The sequence below is a fragment of the Bacillus sp. FJAT-27225 genome, assembly GCF_001685025.1.
Taxonomy (GTDB): Bacteria; Bacillota; Bacilli; order Bacillales; family Cytobacillaceae; genus Bacillus_D.
Genome location: NZ_MAYU01000012.1, coordinates 205072 through 227754, shown reverse-complemented (window position 1 = coordinate 227754; position 22683 = coordinate 205072). Strand labels below are relative to the sequence as shown.

The 22683-nt window shown below is 44.4% G+C and carries 25 protein-coding genes; 14 read left to right on the top strand and 11 right to left on the bottom strand.

The genetic code is table 11. The annotated features are described in order from the left end of the window. Nucleotides 1-17: 17 nt before the first annotated feature. Nucleotides 18-1067 carry a DUF1015 family protein gene (locus tag A8F94_RS08730; protein ID WP_066200355.1) on the top strand — a complete coding sequence of 350 codons (1050 nt, stop codon included), beginning with the start codon at nucleotides 18-20 and terminating at the stop codon, nucleotides 1065-1067. 95 nt (nucleotides 1068-1162) lie between these two features. Here A8F94_RS08730 and A8F94_RS08725 read toward each other — a convergent pair whose 3' ends face one another. From A8F94_RS08725 to A8F94_RS08710, 5 genes are all read right to left on the bottom strand, one after another. Then, nucleotides 1163-1453: a hypothetical protein gene (locus A8F94_RS08725; RefSeq protein WP_066198506.1), complete on the bottom strand. Its 291-nt coding sequence runs from the start codon at nucleotides 1451-1453 to the stop codon at nucleotides 1163-1165. A 123-nt stretch (nucleotides 1454-1576) separates the two neighbouring features. Continuing rightward, nucleotides 1577-2503 carry a polyisoprenyl-teichoic acid--peptidoglycan teichoic acid transferase TagU gene (tagU, locus tag A8F94_RS08720; RefSeq protein WP_066198504.1) on the bottom strand — a complete coding sequence of 309 codons (927 nt, stop codon included), beginning with the start codon at nucleotides 2501-2503 and terminating at the stop codon, nucleotides 1577-1579. 150 nt (nucleotides 2504-2653) lie between these two features. After that, complete coding sequence (locus A8F94_RS25700; protein ID WP_175384381.1) at nucleotides 2654-2800, bottom strand: hypothetical protein; 147 nt, start codon at nucleotides 2798-2800, stop codon at nucleotides 2654-2656. 265 nt (nucleotides 2801-3065) lie between these two features. Continuing rightward, nucleotides 3066-3764 (bottom strand): response regulator transcription factor, encoded by a 699-nt coding sequence (locus A8F94_RS08715; protein WP_254660839.1) that lies wholly within the window; start codon nucleotides 3762-3764, stop codon nucleotides 3066-3068. Nucleotides 3765-3769: 5 nt separating this feature from the next. Beyond that, entirely contained in the window at nucleotides 3770-4954 is a 1185-nt protein-coding gene (locus A8F94_RS08710; protein ID WP_175384380.1) for a sensor histidine kinase, read from the bottom strand. Between the two features lie 173 nt (nucleotides 4955-5127). Between A8F94_RS08710 and A8F94_RS08705 the strand changes: the two genes are divergently transcribed. After that, nucleotides 5128-7455: a M20/M25/M40 family metallo-hydrolase gene (locus tag A8F94_RS08705; protein WP_066198491.1), complete on the top strand. Its 2328-nt coding sequence runs from the start codon at nucleotides 5128-5130 to the stop codon at nucleotides 7453-7455. Nucleotides 7456-7530: 75 nt separating this feature from the next. On the opposite strand, the gene A8F94_RS08700 is transcribed toward A8F94_RS08705, so the two are convergent. The 4 genes from A8F94_RS08700 to A8F94_RS08685 form a co-directional block, all read right to left on the bottom strand. Then, a complete protein-coding gene (locus A8F94_RS08700; protein ID WP_066198488.1) occupies nucleotides 7531-7725 on the bottom strand; it encodes a hypothetical protein in 195 nt (64 codons plus the stop codon). A gap of 170 nt (nucleotides 7726-7895) precedes the next feature. Further along, nucleotides 7896-8741, bottom strand: coding sequence for a pyrroline-5-carboxylate reductase (proC, locus tag A8F94_RS08695; protein WP_066198485.1), 846 nt, complete (start codon nucleotides 8739-8741; stop codon nucleotides 7896-7898). Between the two features lie 378 nt (nucleotides 8742-9119). Next, complete coding sequence (locus A8F94_RS08690; RefSeq protein ID WP_066198482.1) at nucleotides 9120-9458, bottom strand: helix-turn-helix domain-containing protein; 339 nt, start codon at nucleotides 9456-9458, stop codon at nucleotides 9120-9122. A gap of 17 nt (nucleotides 9459-9475) precedes the next feature. Beyond that, complete coding sequence (locus A8F94_RS08685; protein WP_066198479.1) at nucleotides 9476-10411, bottom strand: ImmA/IrrE family metallo-endopeptidase; 936 nt, start codon at nucleotides 10409-10411, stop codon at nucleotides 9476-9478. A gap of 394 nt (nucleotides 10412-10805) precedes the next feature. On the opposite strand from A8F94_RS08685, the gene A8F94_RS08680 reads away from it, so the two are divergent. Further along, nucleotides 10806-11306, top strand: a complete 501-nt coding sequence (locus A8F94_RS08680; protein ID WP_066198476.1) for a hypothetical protein — start codon at nucleotides 10806-10808, stop codon at nucleotides 11304-11306. Nucleotides 11307-11395: 89 nt separating this feature from the next. Here the strand turns inward: A8F94_RS08680 and A8F94_RS08675 are convergent, their stop codons facing one another. Next, a complete protein-coding gene (locus A8F94_RS08675) occupies nucleotides 11396-11932 on the bottom strand; it encodes a general stress protein (protein ID WP_066198474.1) in 537 nt (178 codons plus the stop codon). 445 nt (nucleotides 11933-12377) lie between these two features. Between A8F94_RS08675 and A8F94_RS08670 the strand changes: the two genes are divergently transcribed. The 7 genes from A8F94_RS08670 (at nucleotide 12378) to A8F94_RS08645 (ending at nucleotide 18261) form a co-directional block, all read left to right on the top strand. Further along, nucleotides 12378-12965 carry a transposase gene (locus A8F94_RS08670; protein ID WP_066198471.1) on the top strand — a complete coding sequence of 196 codons (588 nt, stop codon included), beginning with the start codon at nucleotides 12378-12380 and terminating at the stop codon, nucleotides 12963-12965. A 317-nt stretch (nucleotides 12966-13282) separates the two neighbouring features. Continuing rightward, a complete protein-coding gene (gene cyoE, locus A8F94_RS08665; RefSeq protein ID WP_066198468.1) occupies nucleotides 13283-14146 on the top strand; it encodes a heme o synthase in 864 nt (287 codons plus the stop codon). Nucleotides 14147-14570: 424 nt separating this feature from the next. Next, the gene (locus tag A8F94_RS25375) at nucleotides 14571-14714 is read left to right on the top strand and encodes a cytochrome c oxidase subunit 2A (protein ID WP_139070053.1); all 144 of its coding nucleotides are present in this window, start codon (nucleotides 14571-14573) and stop codon (nucleotides 14712-14714) included. 12 nt (nucleotides 14715-14726) lie between these two features. Further along, entirely contained in the window at nucleotides 14727-15188 is a 462-nt protein-coding gene (locus A8F94_RS08660; RefSeq protein WP_066198466.1) for a cytochrome c oxidase subunit II, read from the top strand. A 16-nt stretch (nucleotides 15189-15204) separates the two neighbouring features. Continuing rightward, nucleotides 15205-16884, top strand: a complete 1680-nt coding sequence (locus A8F94_RS08655) for a cbb3-type cytochrome c oxidase subunit I (protein ID WP_066198460.1) — start codon at nucleotides 15205-15207, stop codon at nucleotides 16882-16884. Nucleotides 16885-17074: 190 nt separating this feature from the next. Further along, the gene (locus A8F94_RS08650) at nucleotides 17075-17707 is read left to right on the top strand and encodes an SCO family protein (protein WP_066200353.1); all 633 of its coding nucleotides are present in this window, start codon (nucleotides 17075-17077) and stop codon (nucleotides 17705-17707) included. After that, nucleotides 17704-18261, top strand: coding sequence for a hypothetical protein (locus tag A8F94_RS08645; protein WP_066198457.1), 558 nt, complete (start codon nucleotides 17704-17706; stop codon nucleotides 18259-18261). Before A8F94_RS08650 ends, A8F94_RS08645 begins: the two co-directional genes overlap by 4 nt. Nucleotides 18262-18452: 191 nt before the next feature. On the opposite strand, the gene A8F94_RS08640 is transcribed toward A8F94_RS08645, so the two are convergent. Further along, on the bottom strand, nucleotides 18453-19283 hold the full coding sequence (locus A8F94_RS08640) for a hypothetical protein (protein ID WP_066198454.1): 831 nt from the start codon (nucleotides 19281-19283) through the stop codon (nucleotides 18453-18455). Between the two features lie 204 nt (nucleotides 19284-19487). On the opposite strand from A8F94_RS08640, the gene A8F94_RS08635 reads away from it, so the two are divergent. The 4 genes from A8F94_RS08635 to A8F94_RS08620 all read left to right on the top strand — a co-directional run bounded on the left by A8F94_RS08635 (nucleotide 19488) and on the right by A8F94_RS08620 (nucleotide 22254). Further along, on the top strand, nucleotides 19488-19667 hold the full coding sequence (locus A8F94_RS08635) for a hypothetical protein (protein ID WP_066198451.1): 180 nt from the start codon (nucleotides 19488-19490) through the stop codon (nucleotides 19665-19667). Nucleotides 19668-19947: 280 nt separating this feature from the next. Beyond that, nucleotides 19948-20418 (top strand): type IV pilus modification PilV family protein, encoded by a 471-nt coding sequence (locus A8F94_RS08630; protein WP_066198448.1) that lies wholly within the window; start codon nucleotides 19948-19950, stop codon nucleotides 20416-20418. Between the two features lie 10 nt (nucleotides 20419-20428). Then, entirely contained in the window at nucleotides 20429-20920 is a 492-nt protein-coding gene (locus tag A8F94_RS08625) for a prepilin-type N-terminal cleavage/methylation domain-containing protein (protein WP_066198445.1), read from the top strand. Beyond that, the gene (locus A8F94_RS08620; protein WP_066198442.1) at nucleotides 20917-22254 is read left to right on the top strand and encodes a pilus assembly PilX N-terminal domain-containing protein; all 1338 of its coding nucleotides are present in this window, start codon (nucleotides 20917-20919) and stop codon (nucleotides 22252-22254) included. The genes A8F94_RS08625 and A8F94_RS08620 overlap by 4 nt, the downstream gene beginning before the upstream one ends. Nucleotides 22255-22683 lie beyond the last annotated feature (429 nt).

Below are 22683 nucleotides of genomic sequence, written 5' to 3'. Positions count from 1 at the left end.
TTAAGTTGGAGAGGGAAATGCAAATAGATCTAATTGAAGATTCTTACCTGAATATTAGTGGCAAAATATATGACTCTGAATTTATTAATTTAGTAAATATAAAAGATAATAAAGTTGCCTTGGATGAAAGAACACTCTTCCTTACTAAAAAGGATAAGGAACTATTGAATGCACAGCCAATTAGGAAATTTAATGATGTTGTATATGTTTTTAAATATGAAAACGTATATGGCCTAATTAGCGATGTTCCAATTACTGAGTACAATACTGGTAATATAAAATGTCATGAGTTAGTTATTCCAGACACTATTCAGGGAATGTTAAGCAATCTACATGGATATAATAGCGAAGCTGCTCCCATCTTAATCGCTCATCAAAAAAAGATTAATTATAAAGCCTTTATAGATAGTATGAAATATGAAGAAAACTTTAGCTTAAATAAAAATCTAGAGATCTATGTGTTTTGCGGTACAGAAGCTAAGAAAATAACTTCAGAATTTTTGGATGAGAAAAACTTATATGTTGCCGATGGACATCATCGATTATATACAACCTCATTATCAAATTTTAAAAACTCAGTTTTGTCCTGTCTAATATGCTTTGATTATTTGGATATTTTGCCAATTCATCGGATTATCCCAAAGGTAGATGCACAGCTTTTTGAAAAAGCCAAAGAATTTCTGTATAGCAGATTTGAGATTATGCCAGAGGGGACACTCCTTTCTAAAGGAAAAGTACAAATCGAATATGAAAAGGATAAATTTGTCGTAAATCTAATAGACCTAAATTCAGATGCTTTTTGGAATAATGATATTTACAGGTTGAATACGCAAATTATTTCTCAAGCATTCAGGATTTTTGATACCGGAAACTTAGAATATCTTTCTAATACCGAACTAAAAAACTATAAGGTAACACCTAGAAAAAAAGACGTTCTTATCGAAACATACCCAATTGAAAAAAAAGAATTTATTGAGTGTGCAGATAAAAACTCAATCATGCCACCAAAATCAACCTGGTTTGCCCCTAAATTCCCTTCGTTTTTAATATTTAAAAAGTACAAATAAGCGGGATGTTGCGAGAAAAGACGAGTATTTCGATATTAGACCGGGACCCTAAGAAACCACCCTTACTGTAGCCTAAGGGTGGTTTTTTTAATCGCTTAGCTAGGCTTCCCGTTAACAACCGGAACCTTTTCCCTAAGTTCATTGATGAGTTTCATGTCCTCCTGGTATAACAGGTCGTCTCTGTACTCCTTCTCAAAAGTGTGCTTTTCGGAACCTGTGTCAAGTGTCAGCTCCATTTTCACCTTCACGCCATCACCGGCCGTGCTGTCCTCATCACCGAGTGGGGAACCTTCCTTTGGGAGTTCTCGTTCGTTAATATATAACGTTGCTTGCCGCGCCCCATCTGCTTTTGAGACAAAGTCAGTTAGTGATTGAATTTCTTGCATGTTATCACCCCTTATTGAACTATACCTTGCATTTACTACAGTTAAACTGCCCAATTGGTTATTGGTGGATTCATGGAAAATAGTAAAAGCGGCCAACTTTATGGCCGCTTTATGCTTTGGGGATTATGAGAGTTCAAGGTGAGTTTTTAATTCAGCCTGGATTTTTTGTTTCTCATCATCTGGAACAATATAATACCAAATTTTATTTATTATGGTCCCGTCGCCTTTTATTTCTACTTGCTGAACGTTGCCGACGGCAGGTTTATAATTTTTTTGGATATCCATCATTTGGTCAAAGCTTAAGTTAGTCCGGACATTTTTGCCCAGTGCTTTGAAGATGTCTCCAAAGTTTGTTAAGGAAGAGAAAGAAGCCCCTTCTTTTAAAACAGCCTGAATAATGTCACGCTGCCGATTTTGGCGGCCAAAATCGCCCCTTGGGTCCTCGTATCTCATTCTGGAATACTTTAGCGCCTCAGCACCTGTCAGTTTAATTTCTCCTTTGGGAAAATGCTTGCCATCATAGGTGAAATCCAATGTATTGTTGACCTTGATTCCTCCTACAGCGTCCACAATATCCTTGAACCCTTCCATATTAATTTGGGCATAGTAATCGATAGGAATATCAAGGAAGTTTTCGACCGTATTCATTGACATTTCAACCCCGCCAAACGCATAAGCATGGTTGATTTTATCGACTGTGCCATGGCCAACAATATCAGTCCTGGTATCCCTTGGTATGCTGAGCATTTTAACGGACTTCTGGTTTGGATTTACAGTGAGCACAATCATTGTATCCGATCGGCCTCTGTCTCCTTTTCTTTCATCGACTCCAAGCAGGAGCACAGAGAAGGGCTCTTGTTTTTCGAACGTTACTTGTTCTTCCCGTTTGGGGGATTTATCGCGGTCGATGGGCTGCTGCATTGTATCCACAGCAGCTGTTAAGGATCTATATACAGTAAAGGCATACGTGCCGACAGCTAGCAGCAAAATAAACAAAGATATGAACAATATGCGAACCCAATGGCTTTTCTTTTTTCTTACCGATCTCATTTTGTCTCCTCCGATATGCTCAGCGCTTCTACTAGAATACTACTAAATTGATAGAACAATATAGTTGAATTTCAACAAAATAATAACAATCGTTTGTCTCAGGTTTAGAAATTTGATCTCCATTTTCAGAATATGGGCTGAATAATTGGGTTAGAACCATTGCTTGATTGTTTCAATATACTCGGGCTGATAGTAGAAAAGCCAGATTGCTGTACCAAGGATGAGCAGGATAACCAAGTTCAGCAAGTATAAACACCTCACCGCCCAATCGGATTTTGTTGATTTGTACTTTTTCATGTCATCCGCCTCTGGCACATTATTTACAAGATTAGACGGATTTTGTGCTAAAAAAGTTTCGGGACAGAGGAATTTTCATTTGTAAAAGACTTGTTTGGAAAGAAAAATGAAAACCAACCATAAGAAAGCCAGCCAATAGATCGAAAATGTTTTTCCGTAACACATCATTATCCTCTTCAGGGGGTGTCCGCACCGGGTGGACAAAAATGGAGGGAAGTCCACGGCAGGGGTCTGACCCCTGCCGTGGGCACTTGCCATGACCCCCTTAAATAAGCCCTTCGTTTTTTGCTTTGTGGATGGCTTTGTGTCTGCTGTGGACGTTGAGTTTTGAGTAGATGCTGGAGATGTAGTTTTTGACGGTGCCTTCTGTTAGGTAGAGTTTTCGGGCGATTTCTTTGTTGGTGGCTCCGTTTGCGAGCAGGTGTAGGATTTGGGTTTCGCGTTCAGTGAGGGCGTATGCAGCTGGTTTTCGTGACCCATTTCCTACTCCCGGAACGTTTAAGGAGTTTGACCCCTGCAACAATCCCATTTCAGAGCCATTTGGCGGTACTGCCTGATTGACCCATTCAGAGATTAGCTGTTTTGCGACTTCCTGGCTGATTAATGTGCCGCCGTGGTGGACGAGCCGGATGCCGCCAGCGAGGTCCTTTGGGTGAACAGCTTTCAGCAGGTAGCCCTCCGCTCCTGCGGCAAGTGCATCCCGGACTGTGCCGAGCTCCTGGAACGTTGTCAGCATAATCACTTTTACTTCAGGAAACTCCCCCTTGATAAGCCGCGTCGCTTCAACACCGTCCAGCTCCGGCATATTGATGTCCATCAAGACAATATGGGGGGCTAAATATCCCACCCGGTCAACTGCAGCCCTGCCGTTTCCGCAAGTACCGACAATATCAATATCCTCTTCACCGCCGAGGACGATTGACAGGCTTTCCCGAATCAGCTCCTGATCGTCTACAATCAGCACTTTAATCAATTTCCCGCCACCTCCTTTACATAATTCCTTCCGGCTGGCAAAAGACACGTGACAGTTGTCCCTGCACCCGCCTGCGATTCTATTTTCAATTCCCCATTTAGCGCTTCAATCCGTTCCTTCATCCCGGTGAGCCCAAATCCAAAACTTCCAACCTCCATACCGCAGCCATTGTCATTGATAATCAGTGCGGCCAGTGACGGTTCTTCTTTAAAAATAACAGCTATCTTGGTGGAACGGCCGTGGCGGACGGCATTTGTCAGCGACTCTTGCAGGCAGCGGATCAAAGTCAGGACACCTTGAGAGGAAAGAGCTGCTTGGCTGTCCGAAACATGTGTGAATTCAATATTGATTTTTGTATGCTCTGCAAACTGCGCAGCCACCCTCCTAAGCTGTATCGCCAGCTCCTCCGCTTCACCAGCCGGGGCAATCTGGTGGATATGGGCCCTAATTTCCCCAAGCGATTGGCGCATAACGTCCGCTAGGCGGTCGACCTGCTCCCTGGCTTTATGAGGTGATGTTTCAATCAGGTAGGATGCCGCATCAAGGCCCATGATTACAGAAGTATATGTATGGCCAATCGTGTCATGCAGGTCCCGGGCAAGCCGGTTTCGCTCCTCGAGCAGGGTGATTTTTTCAACCTGCCTCGCGTATTCCTCCAAAAGCTGATTCTGCTTGCGGTTTTCCACGAGCAGGATGTTTGCCTTCCGCTCGGTTTCAAGAACCTTTGCAATCGCAATTCCGATTCCGTAAAAAAATATCCCTTCAATGACGCCCATGCCGAAGTGGTCCAGTCCGACCGCAATTACGGCTAAAAGTGGCAAAATTGAAAAGGCAGCCCAATGCAAAGCTCTTTTTTTACCAGGAGTGCTGTAAATCCCGGCACAAAGTGCTGGATAGGCGAGAAAGGAAGAAACTTCGCCAAGAAGGTAGCAGCCAACGACCAGGAACAAGCCGCTGAACACCAGCTCGAGTGATGGATAATAGGCAGAACCGAAATTCGCCTTTCTTTTTCCGGGCCATTGCGGAATAAGGAAAGCGGCAAAGAACAAGGGCAGCACCAGCCACAATGATGGTGACGAAGCCATGAATACAGGCAACAGCACAAGATGAAGCAGGAACCAGACAATCCGGATTAACAGGGCGGTTTTATAGACCCAATGGGTTTCAGTCATTTTATCCATAACCATTTCCTTCTTTTTAAAAAATAGGACCTTCTTACTAATTCGGCGTGAAAACAACATCTCCTCTAAGAGTCATAAAAAGTCATATGACCGCCGTTATGACCAAGTTCACTATGAGGTATGACCGGCGGTGCCTGATAATGAAGCTACAAAGTTTCCAAGGGGGATTGGCGATGAACGGTGGAGTTGGGATGGAAATAAGAATTGGCGAGAGTGGCCGGCCAGTTTTAACATTTTTGATGGTTGTGGTGATTTTAGTTAGTACGGTTGTCGTGAGCTTGCTGCAGTTAAGGACACCGGAAGTAATATCGACGACTTCGGCAGACGGGTTCTCAGCAGAACGGGCATTTTCGTATCTGGAGGAATTCGCGGTAAAGCCGCATCCGCTTGGTTCAGAGGAGCATGACCGCGTCCGGGATTACTTAGTTGAAACGCTTGAAGGCTTCGGTTTGAAGCCCGAGGTACAAAAGGCCGAGAGTGTTCATATGCCAAAGGGCTATATTACCGGGGGAATAATTGAAAACGTTGTTGTACGGATAGAAGGGAAAAACCCTTCAAAAGCGATTATGCTTGCAGCCCATTACGATTCGGTGCCCGGAAGCCCGGGCGTCTCCGATGACGGGGCTGGGGTTGCGGCCATCCTTGAAACGGCCAGAATTTTGACTGAAGGGAAGCAGCTTGAAAACGATGTGATTCTTCTTTTAACAGATGGTGAGGAAAACGGAATGCTCGGCGCGAAGGCGTTTGTCGATGAACATCAATGGGCAGACGAAGTCGGACTGGTTTTGAATTTTGAGGCGCGCGGAAATGAAGGGCCTTCCTTCATGTTTGAAACGAGCGACAACAACGGATGGCTGGTGAAGGAATTTGTTGAGGCTGCGCCGTCACCGGTTGCGCATTCGTTCATCTACAGTTTATATAAATTGATGCCGAATGATACCGACCTGTCAATTTTTAAAAATGCCGGGCTTAACGGAATGAATTTTGCATTCGGGGAAGGCGTTGGCCATTACCATACAACGAGCGACAGCCTTGCCGAGCTTGATAAGGAGAGCCTCCAGCATCACGGCGAGTATATGTTGAGCCTTGTGAAGCATTTTGGCGGTTTGGATCTAGACGCGGATCGGGAAGGCAATCGGTTGTTTTTCAACCTGGTTGGCGGTTTGATGGTAACGTATCCTGAGGTGTTGGTTTTTCAACTTATGCTCGTTGCAATTGTGCTTTATGTCTTGACGATTGTCCATGGACACAAACGGAAATTGCTTTCGATTAAGGGTGTTATCGGCGGTTTCGGGGTCCAGATTGGTGTAATGGCCGGTGCATTTCTGATAGGACTGGCGGGCTGGAAGCTGCTGACTGCTTTGTTTTCGGATATGGCATGGCTGATGGGGACAGATGTTTCGTTTGGAAAAATATATTTACTTGGGTTTTCGTTCATTGTGTTTGCGTTCCTGGGTTATGTGTATGCGAGGGTTAGCCGCAGGATGAAGCTGGGCAGCCTTGCGATGGGTTCGCTTCTTGTGTGGCTATTGTTCGCGGTTGTGACCAGTTTGTTTTTAGAAGCAGGAAGTTATGTGTTTGTTTGGCCGCTGCTATTCGCCTTGGTGGGGATGAATGGTGTGTTCTGGTTTAAGGAGATGGCAGGGAAGAGCTTGATGGTTGTGGCTGTTTCTGCGGTTCCGGCCTTTCTGATTGTTGTTCCGGTCATTTACTTGGTTCATATGCTCGTATCGATTAATTTGGTTAGTGTGCTGATGGTGCTGGTTTCGTTGCTAGGTGCATTGCTCGTGCCCCTGTTCGGCTCGTTTGGCGGGGCTTCAGGTACAGGCAAGGTGGAATGGAGGGTACCGGCTTTACTTATGGTGGTTGGCTTGGCGATTGTGGTTATTAATTCAGTAAACGTTTTATCCCAGCCATCTGCCGAGCATCCTAAGGCTAGCGATATCACGTATTTGCTGGATGCGGATAAAGGGGAAGCGTATTGGGTTGCCCGGCACGCATTGGATGAATATTCTTTGAGCTATGTAGAGGGGAATGTTGAGAAAGGAAATGTCAGTGACATTTTTCCAATCCTGAACTGGCCGAATAGTTCCTATGCTGCTGCCAAGATACATGATATAAAAGGACCGGAAGTAAAGGTGGTTTCAGACGAGGTTCGTGAAGGGGTTCGTGAGCTTGAGTATGAAATTCAGTCCGTCAGTGCGGCTGAGGAAATAATGATTAAATCCATGACCGACCTGAATGTTTCTGAGCTTGAAGTGAACGGGAAGAAAGTCGAACTGCCGATTAAGAAATTTACCAAGGAAAAACCGTTCCTTATCACATACGTGGTCGGACAGAAAGGGAAACTGAACATGAAGATAAGCATCGCGGCTGATGACAAAACCGACTGGATCATCGCAGCCCGTGCCTACAATATTCCAGAAGAAAAAGCAAAGCGGGCCAACAAATACAGCACCTACGGCGACAACTCTTTTATCATGACGAGGCTAAAGGATTAAAGAGGCTGGCCGAGTAATATAACAACACAAAAAATACCCTCATCAGGCTGATTGCCTGGTGAGGGTGTCTGTTTTTTAGGTGGTGAATTTCATCCCGAAGGTTAAGACTTCAAAATCATTTTTAAGGATGAAACCGTAATTGTTTTTATAATCAATCACGACATCACTATCCAGATTGTTTATTACCGATGGGTCTAGCAAGACTGTAATTTCGCCGCTTTTAAATACTTCTTCAGTTGATGACTGCTCAGCCTGAGCAAGTTCGTACACATTTGTGGCTCCTCAGCCGGTCGTCCGAGCTTCATGGATTTTAACGGTTGGCTCGGGCCCAAGTACCTTGATTAGGTGCTGGTGTGCATCTTTTGTTATTGTCACGTTCATTTATCTCACCTCACTAGAAACTTTACCCTTCCAGCCCAAATTGAATCAAGTTCACAGGCTCAAGAAGTATGTGCCTTCAGGTGAATGTCGCTGCTAATCATCCGGCCGAGTTTTCGGGATTGAGCCGTGGCTTCTTTAATGCAATGGATCAGGCTTTGCTGGACTTTGTGGTTTTCAAGGACGCGGATGCCAGCCTCGGTTGTGCCGCCAGGGCTAGTGACTTCATGGCGGAGCTGGCGCGGCGGCTTGTCGGATTTGGTGAGCATTTCGGCTGCTCCAATTAATGTTTGAACGATAAGTTCCTTTGCCAGCTCGCGGTCAAGGCCGATTTCAGCTGCTGAGTTTTCCATCGCTTCGACGAGATAATAAATGTAGGCTGGGCCGCTTCCCGACAGTCCCGTGACCGCATCGAGCTGGTTTTCGTCAACAAAGGCAGCAAGCCCAACGGTTTCAAACAGCATTTTGGCCAGCTCGGCTTGCTTGGATGTGACATTTTGGTTCAGGGCAAGGCCAGTGGCTGATTTTCCGATTGCGGCTGATGTATTTGGCATAGCCCGGACAATGGCGAGCTTCTTGTCTGACATCGATTCAATTGTTCCAGTCGAGAGCCCGGCAAGAACGGAAATGACAAGTGTCTGTTCTGATAAGTAAGGCAGGACAAGCGGGAGGCCAGCCTTTGCGTCCTTTGGCTTCATGGCCAGGATGACAGCATCGGCACCCTCGAACAACGCGTCCTTATCATAGGAAGTCGTAACTCCATAGCGCTTGCTTAAATCGGTGAGGCGTTCCTCGTCGCTTTTGTTTGTTACCCAGATGTTGGGGGATTCGAGAACACCATTGGCAATAATTCCTGAAATCAACGCTTCTGCCATTGATCCAGCTCCGACAAACACTAACTTTCTCACGGGAACTCCTCCTTTTAAAAGAAATAAATACAAAAAGGCCTTTCATCCGCAAAGGACGAAAGGCCATTCTTCCGTGGTACCACCTTTATTAGCCTCTTGCCGGGTGTTGGTTGTAACGAACCAAATCCGGGCTTAAGGCTACTTTAATCCTTTATCGCAGGAGTGCGGCCAGGTTTTCCTGGCAGCTCATAGGGTAGGTTCAATGTTCCAGAGGACTGTGAAGCCTTTCAGCCGGTGGGCTTCACTCTCTTTTGCCATAGTTCATTTACTGGTCCTAGTCATAGCTTTACAGTATGGGACTCACCATTTGGAATTTTCAGACTATAATTGTCATTATGAACGGAGTCTGGCTTGTCTGTCAAGGGTCAATTGTTTCTTTTATTTAAAAAGCTTTTCAAGAATTCGCTTCAGGGATTTTCCCTTTTTAAAATAAAGATCATCGCGAACCTTTTCATTAATTGTCTGCCAGAGCATAATTTCTACATCGGTTAATGGTTCTGTATCTTCCTCCTTGATGAGCGAGGCAAAATATTCAAGCGGCACACCATAGAATCTTGAAATATCTGCCATAATTTCAAATGAAACAGATTTACGCGTCCCTTTTTCAAGCATGCTTAAATATTGGAGTGTAACGCCTGTACCATTTGCCACATCCTCAAGCCTTAACCGTTTTTCCTGCCTAAGTCTTCTCAATTCCTGACCTAATGGCGTTGACATTTCATATTCCCACTTTCCTAAATAGATTCGTAGTAATTATTTTTAAGAGTTATTATGTAATACCAGCTGATGATTGCCTCGCCAAAGGTGACAATGATCTCCTCAATTTTTTTCGGGATCTTGTAGCTGTTCATATAAAAATGAAGCAACTCGTGGATGAGTGTTTGCATTTGCTCGGGATAGTCCAGATTTTTATTAATGACAACAAGCCGTTCTCTTGGAGAAAAAACACCCTTTATCTCCTTTAAATCCAAGAATATGATCGTTAAATTGTGTGTAGACGTAATTTTTTCAGATAGTGCATCAATATGTTCCTGGTTGACCGATAGTAGTTTTTTATGAAAATAACCAATAAAGGTGTAATAGGATAAAAAGAGTATAAGGACTACATTCATTATTAAGTGGTCGAAGTAGGCGAGGATTGGAAATATTAATACAATCTCGAACACCATTGGCCCGAATCTTTCCAGGAAAAGCTTGCTTGTAACCACCCCTGTTTCCAGAAAAACGTAAAGATATTTTAGCAGGATACTAAGAAACAGCATGAAGAGAGCCGTTAAGTAACGAGCCAAATAATCTTTGTCGGAATGTTCGTTATAGAGTTCATTGCAAAAAATGATAATCAGCAAGTAAATCGATGTCAGCGAAACAATCTTCTGCAGACGGCCGCGTTTTTGGATAACGATCGATACTAGTGCATCAGCCAACAAATAAAGCAGCCCGTAGACAATCGAAAACCGGTCAAAAATGATTAATGAAAGGATTACGTTAAAAAAAGAATAACCAAAGCCAGAAAATACCTTAAGGTTAACCTGGTCGAAAATCACCATGATAAATAGGAATAGTACAATATCCCATTCTAATTCCGTCGGGAAGTCAATGTAATGAATGGTTCCCCAGGCGGCGGGAAGAAGAAATATGAGAAAGATATAGTTTCGTAAACGAGTAGTCATGGGGGTTTCTCCTGCTTGAGTAATGTATCTTTCTTGCTTTAATCTTATAGAAGATAGCCGGTGATTTTAATAACTTTTCTTCTACAAAAAGTGAGATATTCTGCGTTTTTTGTCTATTTAAATTTCTAGGATTCAACTATTGTTTAATTTATACTTTAGGGGAGGAACTAATAGAGTTCCGAGCAGTTCGTTTCCACTTCCTCACTTTTCGTGCATTGGCTGAGGCCAGTGCCTTTTTTATTCTTTTTTTTGTCGTTTTGCAGATAGGTAGCTGTCGAACGAAATGGATATGATTTAACTCTTGTTTAAATTATAATAAGGGTGGTTGTTCTTTATTGAGAATATGTGTTACTAGTAAAGAAGGCTAATTAAGTTTACCAGGGGGAAATTAGCGATGAAAAAGCTTTTATCAGGATTGGCAGCCGGAACACTGGCAATGGGGATTTTGGCAGGATCGGTCTTTGCGTCAGTTACGTTTGATGCTTCTACAGGTATAGGGTTCGTTGGCAAGGGGGATGTGCAAACGGCATTGGGGTGGAATAATAGTGAGCTGCAAAAGAATGCTAAAAACCTTAATTTTACCTACGTTTCTGAAGAGTTGTATGAAGTGACAGTAGAGTGGACTACCGGAGAAGGGACGAAAGGTGAGAAAACACATACAGTAGAACATAAAAGAACCGCTTCTGTTAATGGTGATGTTACTTATGAAAGCAGAAAAGCAAATCAGGTTAACGGCTTTAATTTAAAAGGTTTTGAAAATCTAGTAGTAGAAGAGGCTAAACTTCCAGAAGTTGGGGATGAGTTTCCGGGGAAGTCAGGTCATACTGTAGCAAAAGTGGAACTTGTCTCAAGAACTAGCGAATTATTTGTAAACGGTGTCCTCCTCCAACAATAGCCGCGTGCAGTTTAGGGTGGATGCTGGCAAGAGGGCGTAGACCCATTTTTCAAAAAACAAAGGCCAGGCAAAGAGCCTGGCCTAATTTGCTACAAATACATATGCCTGTTTAATGTCTTAGACTCGAGAAAGACGTTTTGGATATCTTGACGCTGGTGCTCTTCGACTTCGGCAAAGATTAGGATGTTGCCTTCTTTGACGAATTTTTCATATTCTTCTGCATCGTTTTCAGGGATGCCCGCCCCAGTCAATGCGCCAACAATTCCTCCACCTGTTGCGCCGACAGCCGCTCCAGTCAACGTTGCAGCAAGCGGACCCGCTGCGGCTAGAGGGCCAATCCCCGGAATGGCAAGCAAACCGATTTCTGCAATGAGTCCAGTGATTCCGCCAATGACGCCGCCTGTTCCAGCGCCGATTCCAAAGCCTTTGCCGATTTTCTTGGTAGGATTTTTGTCCCCGTCAACTGGCTCAACGTCAGTGCGCAACTCAATTTCATCGACAATATCATCATTCTTTGCAAAAACAGACAAGTTGTTCGGCTCAAAGCCCTTCGCCTTAAGCGTCTCAATCGCAAGAACCGCTTCCTCCTGGCTATCAAACACCCCGCCAATAATCTGCTTCTCCATCAAAAATCCTCTCCTTCTCCTATAAACTCCAAGACAAGCCGCTCCCCGACATGCCCCATACCAACTTATTTCCCTTTGGTCAATGGGCGTAAACTTTGGGGGTCAGACCCCTGCCGTGGACTTTTTCTCAATTTCGTCCGCGTGTGATGGACAAATAGAAAGGAGAAGGGGAAGATTGACCTAAAAAGGAGGATTTTTTGTTAGGACGGCAGGAGTTTGTCGTTGTTTGGAGAATAATTTCATAGATGCAAGTTTCAGGTAACATCTCCTATTTTTCCTCTGTCTTTTTATTACACAATCAACAGTTTTACTTCTATTCTTCTCTTCCTCTTGTTTCCAATCTATTATCGTTCATTCGTTTTTATTGTTCTTTAATTGAACACAAATTGTTTTCACATTAATCGATTCCGTTGAATTTACTTTATTTTAATTGGAGTGATGCTTTTTGCCACGAAAGAGGCGTAGTTGGTACCCGGGAGCTATTTACCATTTAACGTGCAGGGGAATTCGGAAGTGGTTGCTGTTTTTCGACGAGGAAGATTACTTGAAGTATTTATGGCTCATGGAGAAAGCGAGGGAAAAGTACCCGTACGTACTCCATGCTTATTGCATAATGACAAATCATGTCCACTTGCAGCTGGAGACCATTAACGACCCGCCATGGAGAATCATGCAGTATGTTAACTCTATGTATGCGGCGTATTTTAACAAAAAATATGAGTTTGACGGGCATGTATTTGATAAGCGGTATGGCTCCGAACTTGTAGATTCGGTTGATTATGAAGTCGAATTGAGCAAGTATATTCACCGAAATCCTCTAAAGGCGGGAATGGTTAACAGTCTTGAAGAATATCCGTGGAGCAGTTATCACACGTATGGTGGGCTCCAGGCTTCCCCTTATCTGCACGTGCAGACTGAACGGATATTAGGTTATTTCCCCGAACCTCGATCCGCAAATTACCTCGACTATGTTCACTCTTCTATTATTGACCTGCCTGAAAATCCCTTGAATTCTACCCTCTTACTTTTATAGCCTTTTCTAATAGGTGAAGCGCTGAGATAAACAATAGCTCTACCGTAATAAAAAATGTTTGATAGCCCAAAGAGTCATTTTTAGCAATTATGCTAACTGAAGGAACCAAAGGTAAAATACTATAATGTGATAGCCCGCCAGTTAGAAGGATAAACTAACCGGCGGGCTTCTTGCTTGCAAACCGGAAGAAGATGTTAGTTAATAGAGCTAAATAACTATTGATTGGTGCGCCTCTCTCTAAGTCCGTCTCCTGTGGATACCTGCCCTGGGAATGCGGGTTTGAGAGGCAAAATGTCCACGAAAGGGGTCTGACCCCCATGTTTAACGATATTAAGCTTTTAATTAAGGGGCCGGTGTTGGTGGCGAATGTGCTGCCTGTTTTTTCGGGGTTTTGGCTGGCTGTTGTGTTGAACGGGCACTCGTTCGCAGGGCTGTGGGCTGAGTTTTTGCTGACGATAGCAGGGAGTACTCTCGTAATGGCGGGGGCGCTCGCGTTGAATAACTGGTATGACGTGGATATCGACAGGATTATGGAACGGACAAAGAAGCGCCCGACAGTGACGGGGCACTTTTCGCTGAAAACAGTCCTTGTTACCGGGCTGGCTTTATCTGTCATTGGCCATATCCTGCTCCTGTTTGTATCCCTTGAAGCCACACTCTACGCTTTACTAGGCTGGGTCACATATGTGCTTTTATATACAATGTGGTCAAAGCGGCGCTATACACTGAACACTGTTATTGGCAGCATTTCCGGCGCGGTCCCCCCAATGATTGGCTGGACTGCGATTGAACCGGGTTTCCAGCTTGTCCCGATCATCCTGTTCCTAATTCTGTTCCTATGGCAAATGCCGCATACGTTCGCGATTGCCATCCGGAAACATGATGAATACAAGGCTGCCGGGGTCGCGATGCTGCCTGTTGTTCACGGGGTCGCCATCACGAAGCGCCAAATCTTCATTTACAGCTTGTGCTTGCTGCCTTTGCCGTTTTACCTTATACAGCTTGGCTCGGTTTTCATTGGGCTGGCGACTCTCTTGAACATTGGATTTCTCGCTATCGCAGTCCAGGGTTTTTTTGCAAAAAACAACCTGAAATGGGCAAGAGTACTGTTCCTTTATTCAGTCAATTACATCATGATTATCTTTCTAATGATGATTATCGTGACACTGCCGATTTTCTAATCAACTTGAACATCATTTACCCGTATTTGCACAAGAGGGTCCACCTCCTCAAACCCATCAAAATCCTTTTCAGTTCCCAAAACGAAGCTCTCTGCTGGTATTCCCAGCAGGGAGTTTTTTAATGATCAAAAGGGACTCCACAACATTAAAAAACACTTTTAAACTCCTCCCACCCACACCCCATATTTGTAAATCGTCACCATTTTGTAACGATTTATTTCGAAAGAAACCATTCCTATTATTACTATTTGCAAATTGGAAACCAAGATCCCCAGTAACAACAGGGGTTATACCCCTAATTTCCACCTGTGGAATTTTGCCGAAAAGAAAGTTTTATCTTTTTTCAATAGTGTGCGATTCCTCACACTATTGATAATCATTCCCACTTATCATGAAGGTAAGAAAACAAAAGGGGCTGATTTGAGTGCCAAAGGTAAACAGCATCAAAAAAGCAAGCAAGGAAAAAGAAACATCCATGATGGGGACGTTCATTTCATTGGGCGGATTACTAGCTGTCATTGTCATAACGTATTTTGTACTATTCGGCCTGTTTATGGCCAGGTTGTAGGAGGGATCTCACATGCATCGTTCAGAAAAAGTCTGGCTGTCGTTAAGTTTCGGAATCATTATGATTTTTATGTTAATCACTGGATATCAGACGTTCGCATTGGAACTGGGGCCTCCAAGTGCAAAAGAAACGATTGACCCGCAAAAGGTCGACCAACATCCACTGTTCAAAGAACCTGGAGTAAAGAAGGTCGGCGACAATGAATACGAAGTTGTCATGACACTTCAGGCATTCAGCTTCACACCCGCAAACATCGAAATTCCGGCAGGCGCAAAGGTAACGTTCATCATGACTTCAAAAGATGTTGTCCACGGCTTTGAAGTGGCGGGCACGAATCTTAATACAATGGTTGTCCCGGGCCATATCCAACGGATCACGCAGGTTTTTGACGAACCTGGAAGCTACTTGGTCCTTTGTAATGAATATTGCGGTATCGGCCATCAAGTCATGAGCACAACGATTACGGTGAAGTAAAGGAGGGAAGCAAACCATGAATGCAATATTAAAAGAAACGTTTAAGGAAAAGGCATCAAAAGTATTCGGAATGAACCCGAAAGATGCCGTCCTCGCGAAATCATATATGGTAGTGTCGTTTGCATCAATATTGATTGGCGGATTCCTCGGATTGCTGCAAGGACTTAACCGGGCGGGGGTTCTTGAACTGCCAACCTGGTTCAACTATTATCAGGTACTTACCGCACACGGACTACTATTGATCCTTGTCATGACAGCATTTTTCACAATCGGCTATTTCTACTCGGCAATGTCCAATGACTTTGGCGGACTGCTTCCGAAAGTCCGAATCATGGGCTGGGTCGCGTACGGATTGAAAATTTTCGGTTTTGTAATGGCAGTGATTCCAATCCTGCTCAACAAAGCATCTGTTTTGTTCACATTCTATCCTCCGATGGCGGCATCACCGTGGTTCTACATCGGGCTCGTTTTCATCGTAGTCGGCGTCTGGGTGGCAGCGTTCGGTTCCTTCATCCAGGTTGCGACGTGGAGGAAGCAAAATAAAGGCCAGCACGTACCAATCATGTCGTACTTTGCAACCGGCGTCTTTGTGCTCTTGTTCTTCAGCTCCATCCCTGTGGCAATTGAAGTATTCATGATAATCCCATGGGCATTTGGCTGGGTTGAAACCATTAACGTCATGCTTGCTCGTACATTGTTCTGGGCATTCGGCCACACACTTGTAAACATCTGGTATTTGACAGCGACTTCTGCCTGGTATGTGGTCATTCCGAAAGTAATGGGAGGCAAGCGCTGGAGCGATACGCTGACACGTGTTGTCATCATTTCCCTCGTCGTTATGAATATCACTGGCGGTTTCCATCATCAGATCGTTGACCCAGGCATTTCCGAATCAGTCAAGTTCATGCACGTATTCATGAGCCTTGCCATCGGATTCCCGTCCTTGATGACTGCTTACGCACTATTCGCTACCTTTGAAAAAACAGCAAGGCGGAAGGGCGGGAAAGGCCTGCTTGGCTGGTATAAAAAAATGCCTTGGAAAGATGTCCGCTTCCTTGCTCCGTTCATTGCAATGGTTGCATTCATTCCAGCCGGTGCCGGCGGGATCGTCCAAAGCACAAACCAACTAAACCAGGTTGTCCATAACACAATGTGGGTAGCCGGCCATTTCCACCTGACACTTGGCATGACGGTCATTATGACATTCTTTGGCATCAGCTACTGGCTTATCCCGTATATTTCTGGCCGCGTTCTGACTCCGACTATGAATAAAATCGGCCTAGTCCAGACTTGGGTATGGACAATCGGCATGACAACGATGGCGTTTGCGATGCATGCAGTCGGGCTGTTGGGCTCACCTCGCCGGACATCCTACTCCACCTACGGCGACCATGCGACCGCGCTTGGCTGGGATCCTTACCTTGCACTGCTCGCAATCGGCGGAACGCTCTTGATCGTAGGTGTTATTTTACAAGTTTACGCAGTTGTCAATATGATGTTCTTCGCTCCTAAAGGCGTTACAGAGTTCCCGGTCGCAGACGTAGAAGAAGATGGATCGAAAACTCCTTACTGGACCGAGCGCTGGGGCGTATGGATTATCGTCATGCTTGTCCTCGTCGCAATGGCCTATGTCATTCCAATCACTGAATTTATTGTTGACGCACCTCCAGGGTCGCCTCCGTACAGGACCTGGTAAAAGACCTTTGCTTTTTTAAAAAAAAGATAAACATTCTGGTTCAGCAATCCCAATGGCCCCTATGAACAGAGATGGCGCATCGAGCTGCTGAACCTGGTTGGGAAACCTTTCTGAGAGAGCAGGCACGGATTCATTTCCAGGGCCTGGCGCCCTAAAAGTCGCTTGGAAATACATCTGGGAAGTGATTGCAATGAAAAAGCTGGGGCCCAATCTATGGGCAAGTATAGTTGTATTGCTGTTTGGCCTTGGGCTGTTTTATGCAGGAACAGATGGATTTAGTGCGTTTACGGCTGAAGCAGCGAGGTTGGAGCGGCTGAAGGAAGAGCAGCCGAAGTTCCCTGACGTCACACTCGAGGATAGCAAAGGCCGGCAGTATGGGATTTCCGAGTTTGAGGGGAAATACGTGTTCATTACCTTCCTCTATACTAGCTGCGGTACCGTCTGCCCCGAGCTCGAAATGAATATGGCGAAGGTGTATGAAAAGCTGCCGAAGAAGTATATCGGCGAGGATATCGTATTCCTGAGCATCAGCTTCGATCCGGAGCGGGATGACCCGAAGAGATTGGATGTTTATAAAGATATGTTTGGCAGTGACGGGGAAACGTGGCGGATGGCGAGAATTAGCGATGAACAGGAGCTTGATTCCTTGCTAGACGAGTTTGGGGTGATTGTCATTCCGGATGATGATGGCAACTTTGCCCACAATTCGGCGTTTTACCTTGTCGGCAAGGATGGTCACCTGGAAGATGTGATGGATTATACAAAAATTGATGAGGCTGCCGACAAGGTTAGCCGGTTGCTGAAGGAGGGGAAGCAACCATGAAACAAGCATTGTACGGTTTGATGCTGCTAGTCATTCTGGCTTTGCCTCCGGTGGCAAATTTCCTTGAATCAATCATGATTATCCATATGCATATGCAGATGCCATTGCTGGTGATCTCGGGGTTCTTTATTGGGAGGTTTTTTCAACTGAAATTCCCGCAGTTTTTTGCAAAATGGAACGGAAACGGCGTGCCGGGAATCATGCTGTTTGCAATCATCATGATGTACTGGATGCTGCCGCGGGCTATGGATGAAGCGCTGTCCGAACCGCTGGTTGAGTTATGGAAGTTTGTCAGCCTGCCGCTGCTGGCAGGCGTACCGCTGCGCGACAGCTGGATGAAATTGACCCGGAACGCGCGGAATATCGTCATCGCCTTTTTCACGGCAGCATTCATCCTGATGGGCTGGATATACGTCATGGCACCTGACAACCTGTGCAACAGCTACCTCATTATCGACCAGGTCATCCTGGGCTGGGGCTACATCACCACCGCAATCTGCCTCATAATCTACCTCGCCTACACCTTCTTCGTTGATCCGTCGGAGTATGAATAGAAGAGGCAGGGCTCAAAGAGGCAGGGGTCAGACCCCTGCCGTGGACAAACTAACAATTTTGTCCACACCAGGTGGACTTTTGGCCAAGAGGGATAATTCCAATTTGCATGGGTATGCCTAATGCAAATTGGATGTCCCTCAAAATCTCTTAAACTTTCCTAAGTGACTTTTGTGCTGAAATTTTTCTCCCCCTAAACACCCAAACTCTGCTTATCCCCAAGAAAGTCAAGCCATTCTTTTTCAAGTGCTTCCGGCGTTTTTTGATAAATTTTTTCAATCGCGGTTGTCAGATTGGTGTTTCCGTAAATCTCCATAAATTTCTTGATTCCATATGTATCGATTAGGTAGGAAATGAAGCTGAATGTTTTCGCTTCGGTTTCTTTCGAAAGTGTGTTATCAAGTTCATCCCCCTCGAACGTTACAAAGTAATTGGCGCTGAACTCATACGGGTCAAGCAGCTCAACCATGCCAGGTGCCTGTTCAAATCCAATATATGCTGAATATTCCTCATGAACCGGCCTGCCCCACAGGCTCTTGGCCAGATATCCCGTCAACCCTGCAGAGGTTAGGCGGCCGCGGGTATTGCCATCCTGCTCAAAGAGATTCGAGACAATTTGAAAATAATAAAATTGCTCGTCAGCCATTAGCTCGTCATCAAAGTAAAAGACCCGATTGTTGGACATTGCAGGGTCCTTGGTAATATCAAATTTTAGTTCCTTACGGAGTGGAAGAGTGTCTTCGGTCAAGTGAAGGACTTCATCAACCTGGTAGTCAAATTCTTCTTTAAACGCCTGAAATTCACCCTTATTCAGTTTCCCGCTGTTAAGAAGAGTAATGGCAATTCCGTGTGTTTCGAACGAGTAACTCGTTTCGACAGGTTCCTTATGTAAGGTAGACTCGTCCTCCAAGGAGCTGCTGGGCTCCGATTGGCTGTATACACCGCCAAAGCGCAGCAACAGGTAGCTGATTCCGATCCCCAGCACAATCCCAATTATTAAGAGCCCTACAACCTTCTTCACCATACCATCCACCCCCATTTAGATTTTTCTGGATAATTTGATTTTAACATGGAAGGAAATGGCTTGATATAGCATTTTAAGCAGCTCTCCCCAATAGGAACATTTCAAGACGAGCAAAGCAGTGGCGGATAAAGCCCAACTCACTTGAAACCAAGCTGGATTTTAACCGTAGGAAAGGTATGGAAATAACTTAGGAGGGTGGTTAAGGTGAAGAGTTTGGCAAAGCGCAGAGAAGAACGGGAGCAGCGGCATAGAAAGAGAGAACAAAAGGATAATAGGCGGTTTATTTTCATTGACACTCTTATGGATATCCTCATCGTATTGGGTGAAGGCTTGCTTTGGGTCATTGGCAGAATCTTTAGAGGAATAAGCAAACTGATAGATTAACAGTAGCAGGTTCATTCGAAAAAAATTTAATAGCCTAACACATACAACCGCCAGAGAGTGATAATCTGGCGGTTTTCCTATTCCCCTTCCACAAATGTCCGCCTGGAAAAGACAAATGGGCGGAATTGTCCACGGCAGGGGTCTGACCCCTGCCGTGGAAATTCTCCACTTCGACATAAAATTGTCGAAAGTAAGCGTTGCATAGTGAAAACCCCGTGCTAAACTAATTTTACGGATGAAACCGTTATTATTACTCTCGTAAAGCAAGGATGTGCTGCCTATGAAACTACCTGTTTTTGTTACATCGCAGAGGGGTGTCACGCTGATTGAAATTGTGGCTTCCATAGCGATTCTTTTCCTCATTATTGTTTTCCTCGTGCCCATGTTTACCCAATCTGCCCGGTCAACTAGCCATTCACGGCAAATGATGAACGGTACGTATGTTGCTGAAGCCCATATGGAGACAGTTTATAATCTTATTGTTAATGTACCGCCTCGGGAAAATGCTGATACGTACCTGAATGAAGTACAAACCTCATTAACCGATCGAAATTCCTTCAATTATACTCTAAAGCCTTGTCCTTCCGGTGTAACTGGTAAATGCTTTGAAAAAAACGACAACGGCCACTACGTCAACATTCAATTATCCAATTCCGGAACAAATCTGGTAAAGGTAAAGGTAGAAGTCTATAACGAGTCAAAGGCCATCCAGCAGTCAAAAATGGAGACTGTATTGGCGTGGGAAAAATAGGGGGAACAAGATGCTGCGGAATCAAAAGGGGTTAACGTTAGTGGAAATACTGGCAGTCGTGTCACTTTTGTCATTGGTTACTCTGTTGGGAAGCTCTATCCATCTTTTCAGCCAAAAGCAGGCACACAACCAATCCACTAAAATTAAAAATGAATCGGATGTACGCCTGGCAATGAATATCATTACGAAGGAAATTAGAAAGGCATCCACTGTCAAAGTTGAGGTTAAGGAAAAAAACAACTTTATTTTGACATTGAACGAAACAGATATATATAGGCTTGATCAGCAAAGCATAAGAAAGAATGACACCGTGATTATCTCCAATATTAAAAGTTTCACAGTCAATGCCGAGAACGCAAATAAGGATACGACTCTAAATAAAACTAACTATTTTTTGATAGCTGATAATAAAATTTCCCTTACCATAACAGCCGGCAAGAATGCCGAGAACAGCGGGTCGACCCTATCAACGATTGTTTATATTAGGAGAGGATCCCAATGAAACAGCTAACCCGACTTTTAAAAAATGAAAACGGCATGGCACTTGGAATTGTATTAATGATCTTTGTAGTGGTATCGATCCTGGGTCTAAGCATGCTTGGTATGGCAGCTAATAATATGAAAATGGGAACTGGGGAGAGGGACAAGCAATCCGCCTATTACATAGCCGAGGCAGGTATCACAGCGAAAATGGCTGAAATCGATTCGGTTATAAAAAGGGTATATGGAAGGACTACTACACTGGAGAGCTTTTTTACAGAAATCGATACGGCGCTGAATACGAATCAGGCACCTTTTATCTCAACGGAGTCCATTTATAAAGACTTTGAACTATCTTTCGGCTCCCAACCTGAAGCAAGAGTGACGATTGAAAAATTGAAGCCTGACACAATTATCTCCTATTCCAACGAGTATCGAATCACCTCAGTCGGGACCATCGGCAATCGCTCAAGAAAGGTTTCCAAAGTCATTCATGTTACATGGAAACCGAGAAAAAGCTTCGTAAACATTCCGGCAAATACAGTTCTTTACGGCAAGGAAAAAGTTGAAATAAAAAACGTCCCAATCACTGGAACCATTGCGTCCTTTGGAACTGTCACCTTCAACGGGAGTGCTGTTCCACCTCCAATTAGAAGGAATGTTGACCTTGACATAAGGTTGCCCGATTTCCCTAAATTCAGCATCCCTGCAAGTGCCGGGAATTTCACTGGAACCTCATTGTCAATGAACCGGGACATGGCAATTACAAATTTAACTGTAGGCAGCAGTGCAACTCTAACTATAAATGTTGGTGACTATAACCGAAATCTGGTGGTCGATAAACTTACTCTAGAGGCTTATGGAAAAATAAAAATTGTGGGCAAAGGAAAACTGTCCATTTTTGCCAAGCAAGTGATTGTAAATACTGGCAGCATCATCAATGTTGATAGGGAAATGGAAAAGCTGTATATCTTCCTTGAAGGAGGGAGGATTAATACATTGGAGGGGCTCATCTATGGTTCAATGTATTATTATAAAGCACCTTTAACATTAGAATTAAATGCTGCAAAAGGAGTGCAGGGGCACTTTATTACCGATTGCAAAACACTCACCTTAAAGGGGAGCGCCATGGTATTTCCAAGAATGATCTATGCCCCTGAGGCAAGTGTTACAATCAATGCTTCTTTTTCAGGCTCAATCATAGCAAAATCCATCATCTCCAATGGTGCGGATGACCAAGGGACTTTCCAGTTTGTTCAAATCAATTATGAAAACTCACCGCTTTTCATTGACGATGGCTCCGGAAAAACCGCAGTCCAGGACGTAATAGTCAGTGAGCCCGTCCGGGAAGAATAGCATCAGGCCCCTGAAACTAGGAAGGACTCCTGTTCATATTAGGATGCCCACCTAAACCAGCTCGGGTGAGGGATACTCCGCAACCTAGACTACTCTCTAAAGCAAATTAACTTAATTACCTATCAACCTAGCCCGGAACAGCACCCCTAGCGAGTGCCAGCTCCGGGCTTCTTTTTTTGCCTATTTTACTTTTTCACTGGCAACCCCGCCATAGATATACCTAACAGCTGCTACCTCGGTCAATCCTTTAATCATATCTATCAGTTGTCCACCTGGGAAAGACACCCAGCATAAGAATGCGGGTTTGAGGAGGAGAATGTCCACGGCAGGGGTCTGACCCCTAAAGATGACCCCAAAATTTATTTAAAAAAAGTTCTTGTTTTTTTTGATTTTGTATTGATATAGTTACTAAATGCTTGGTTGGGGCAT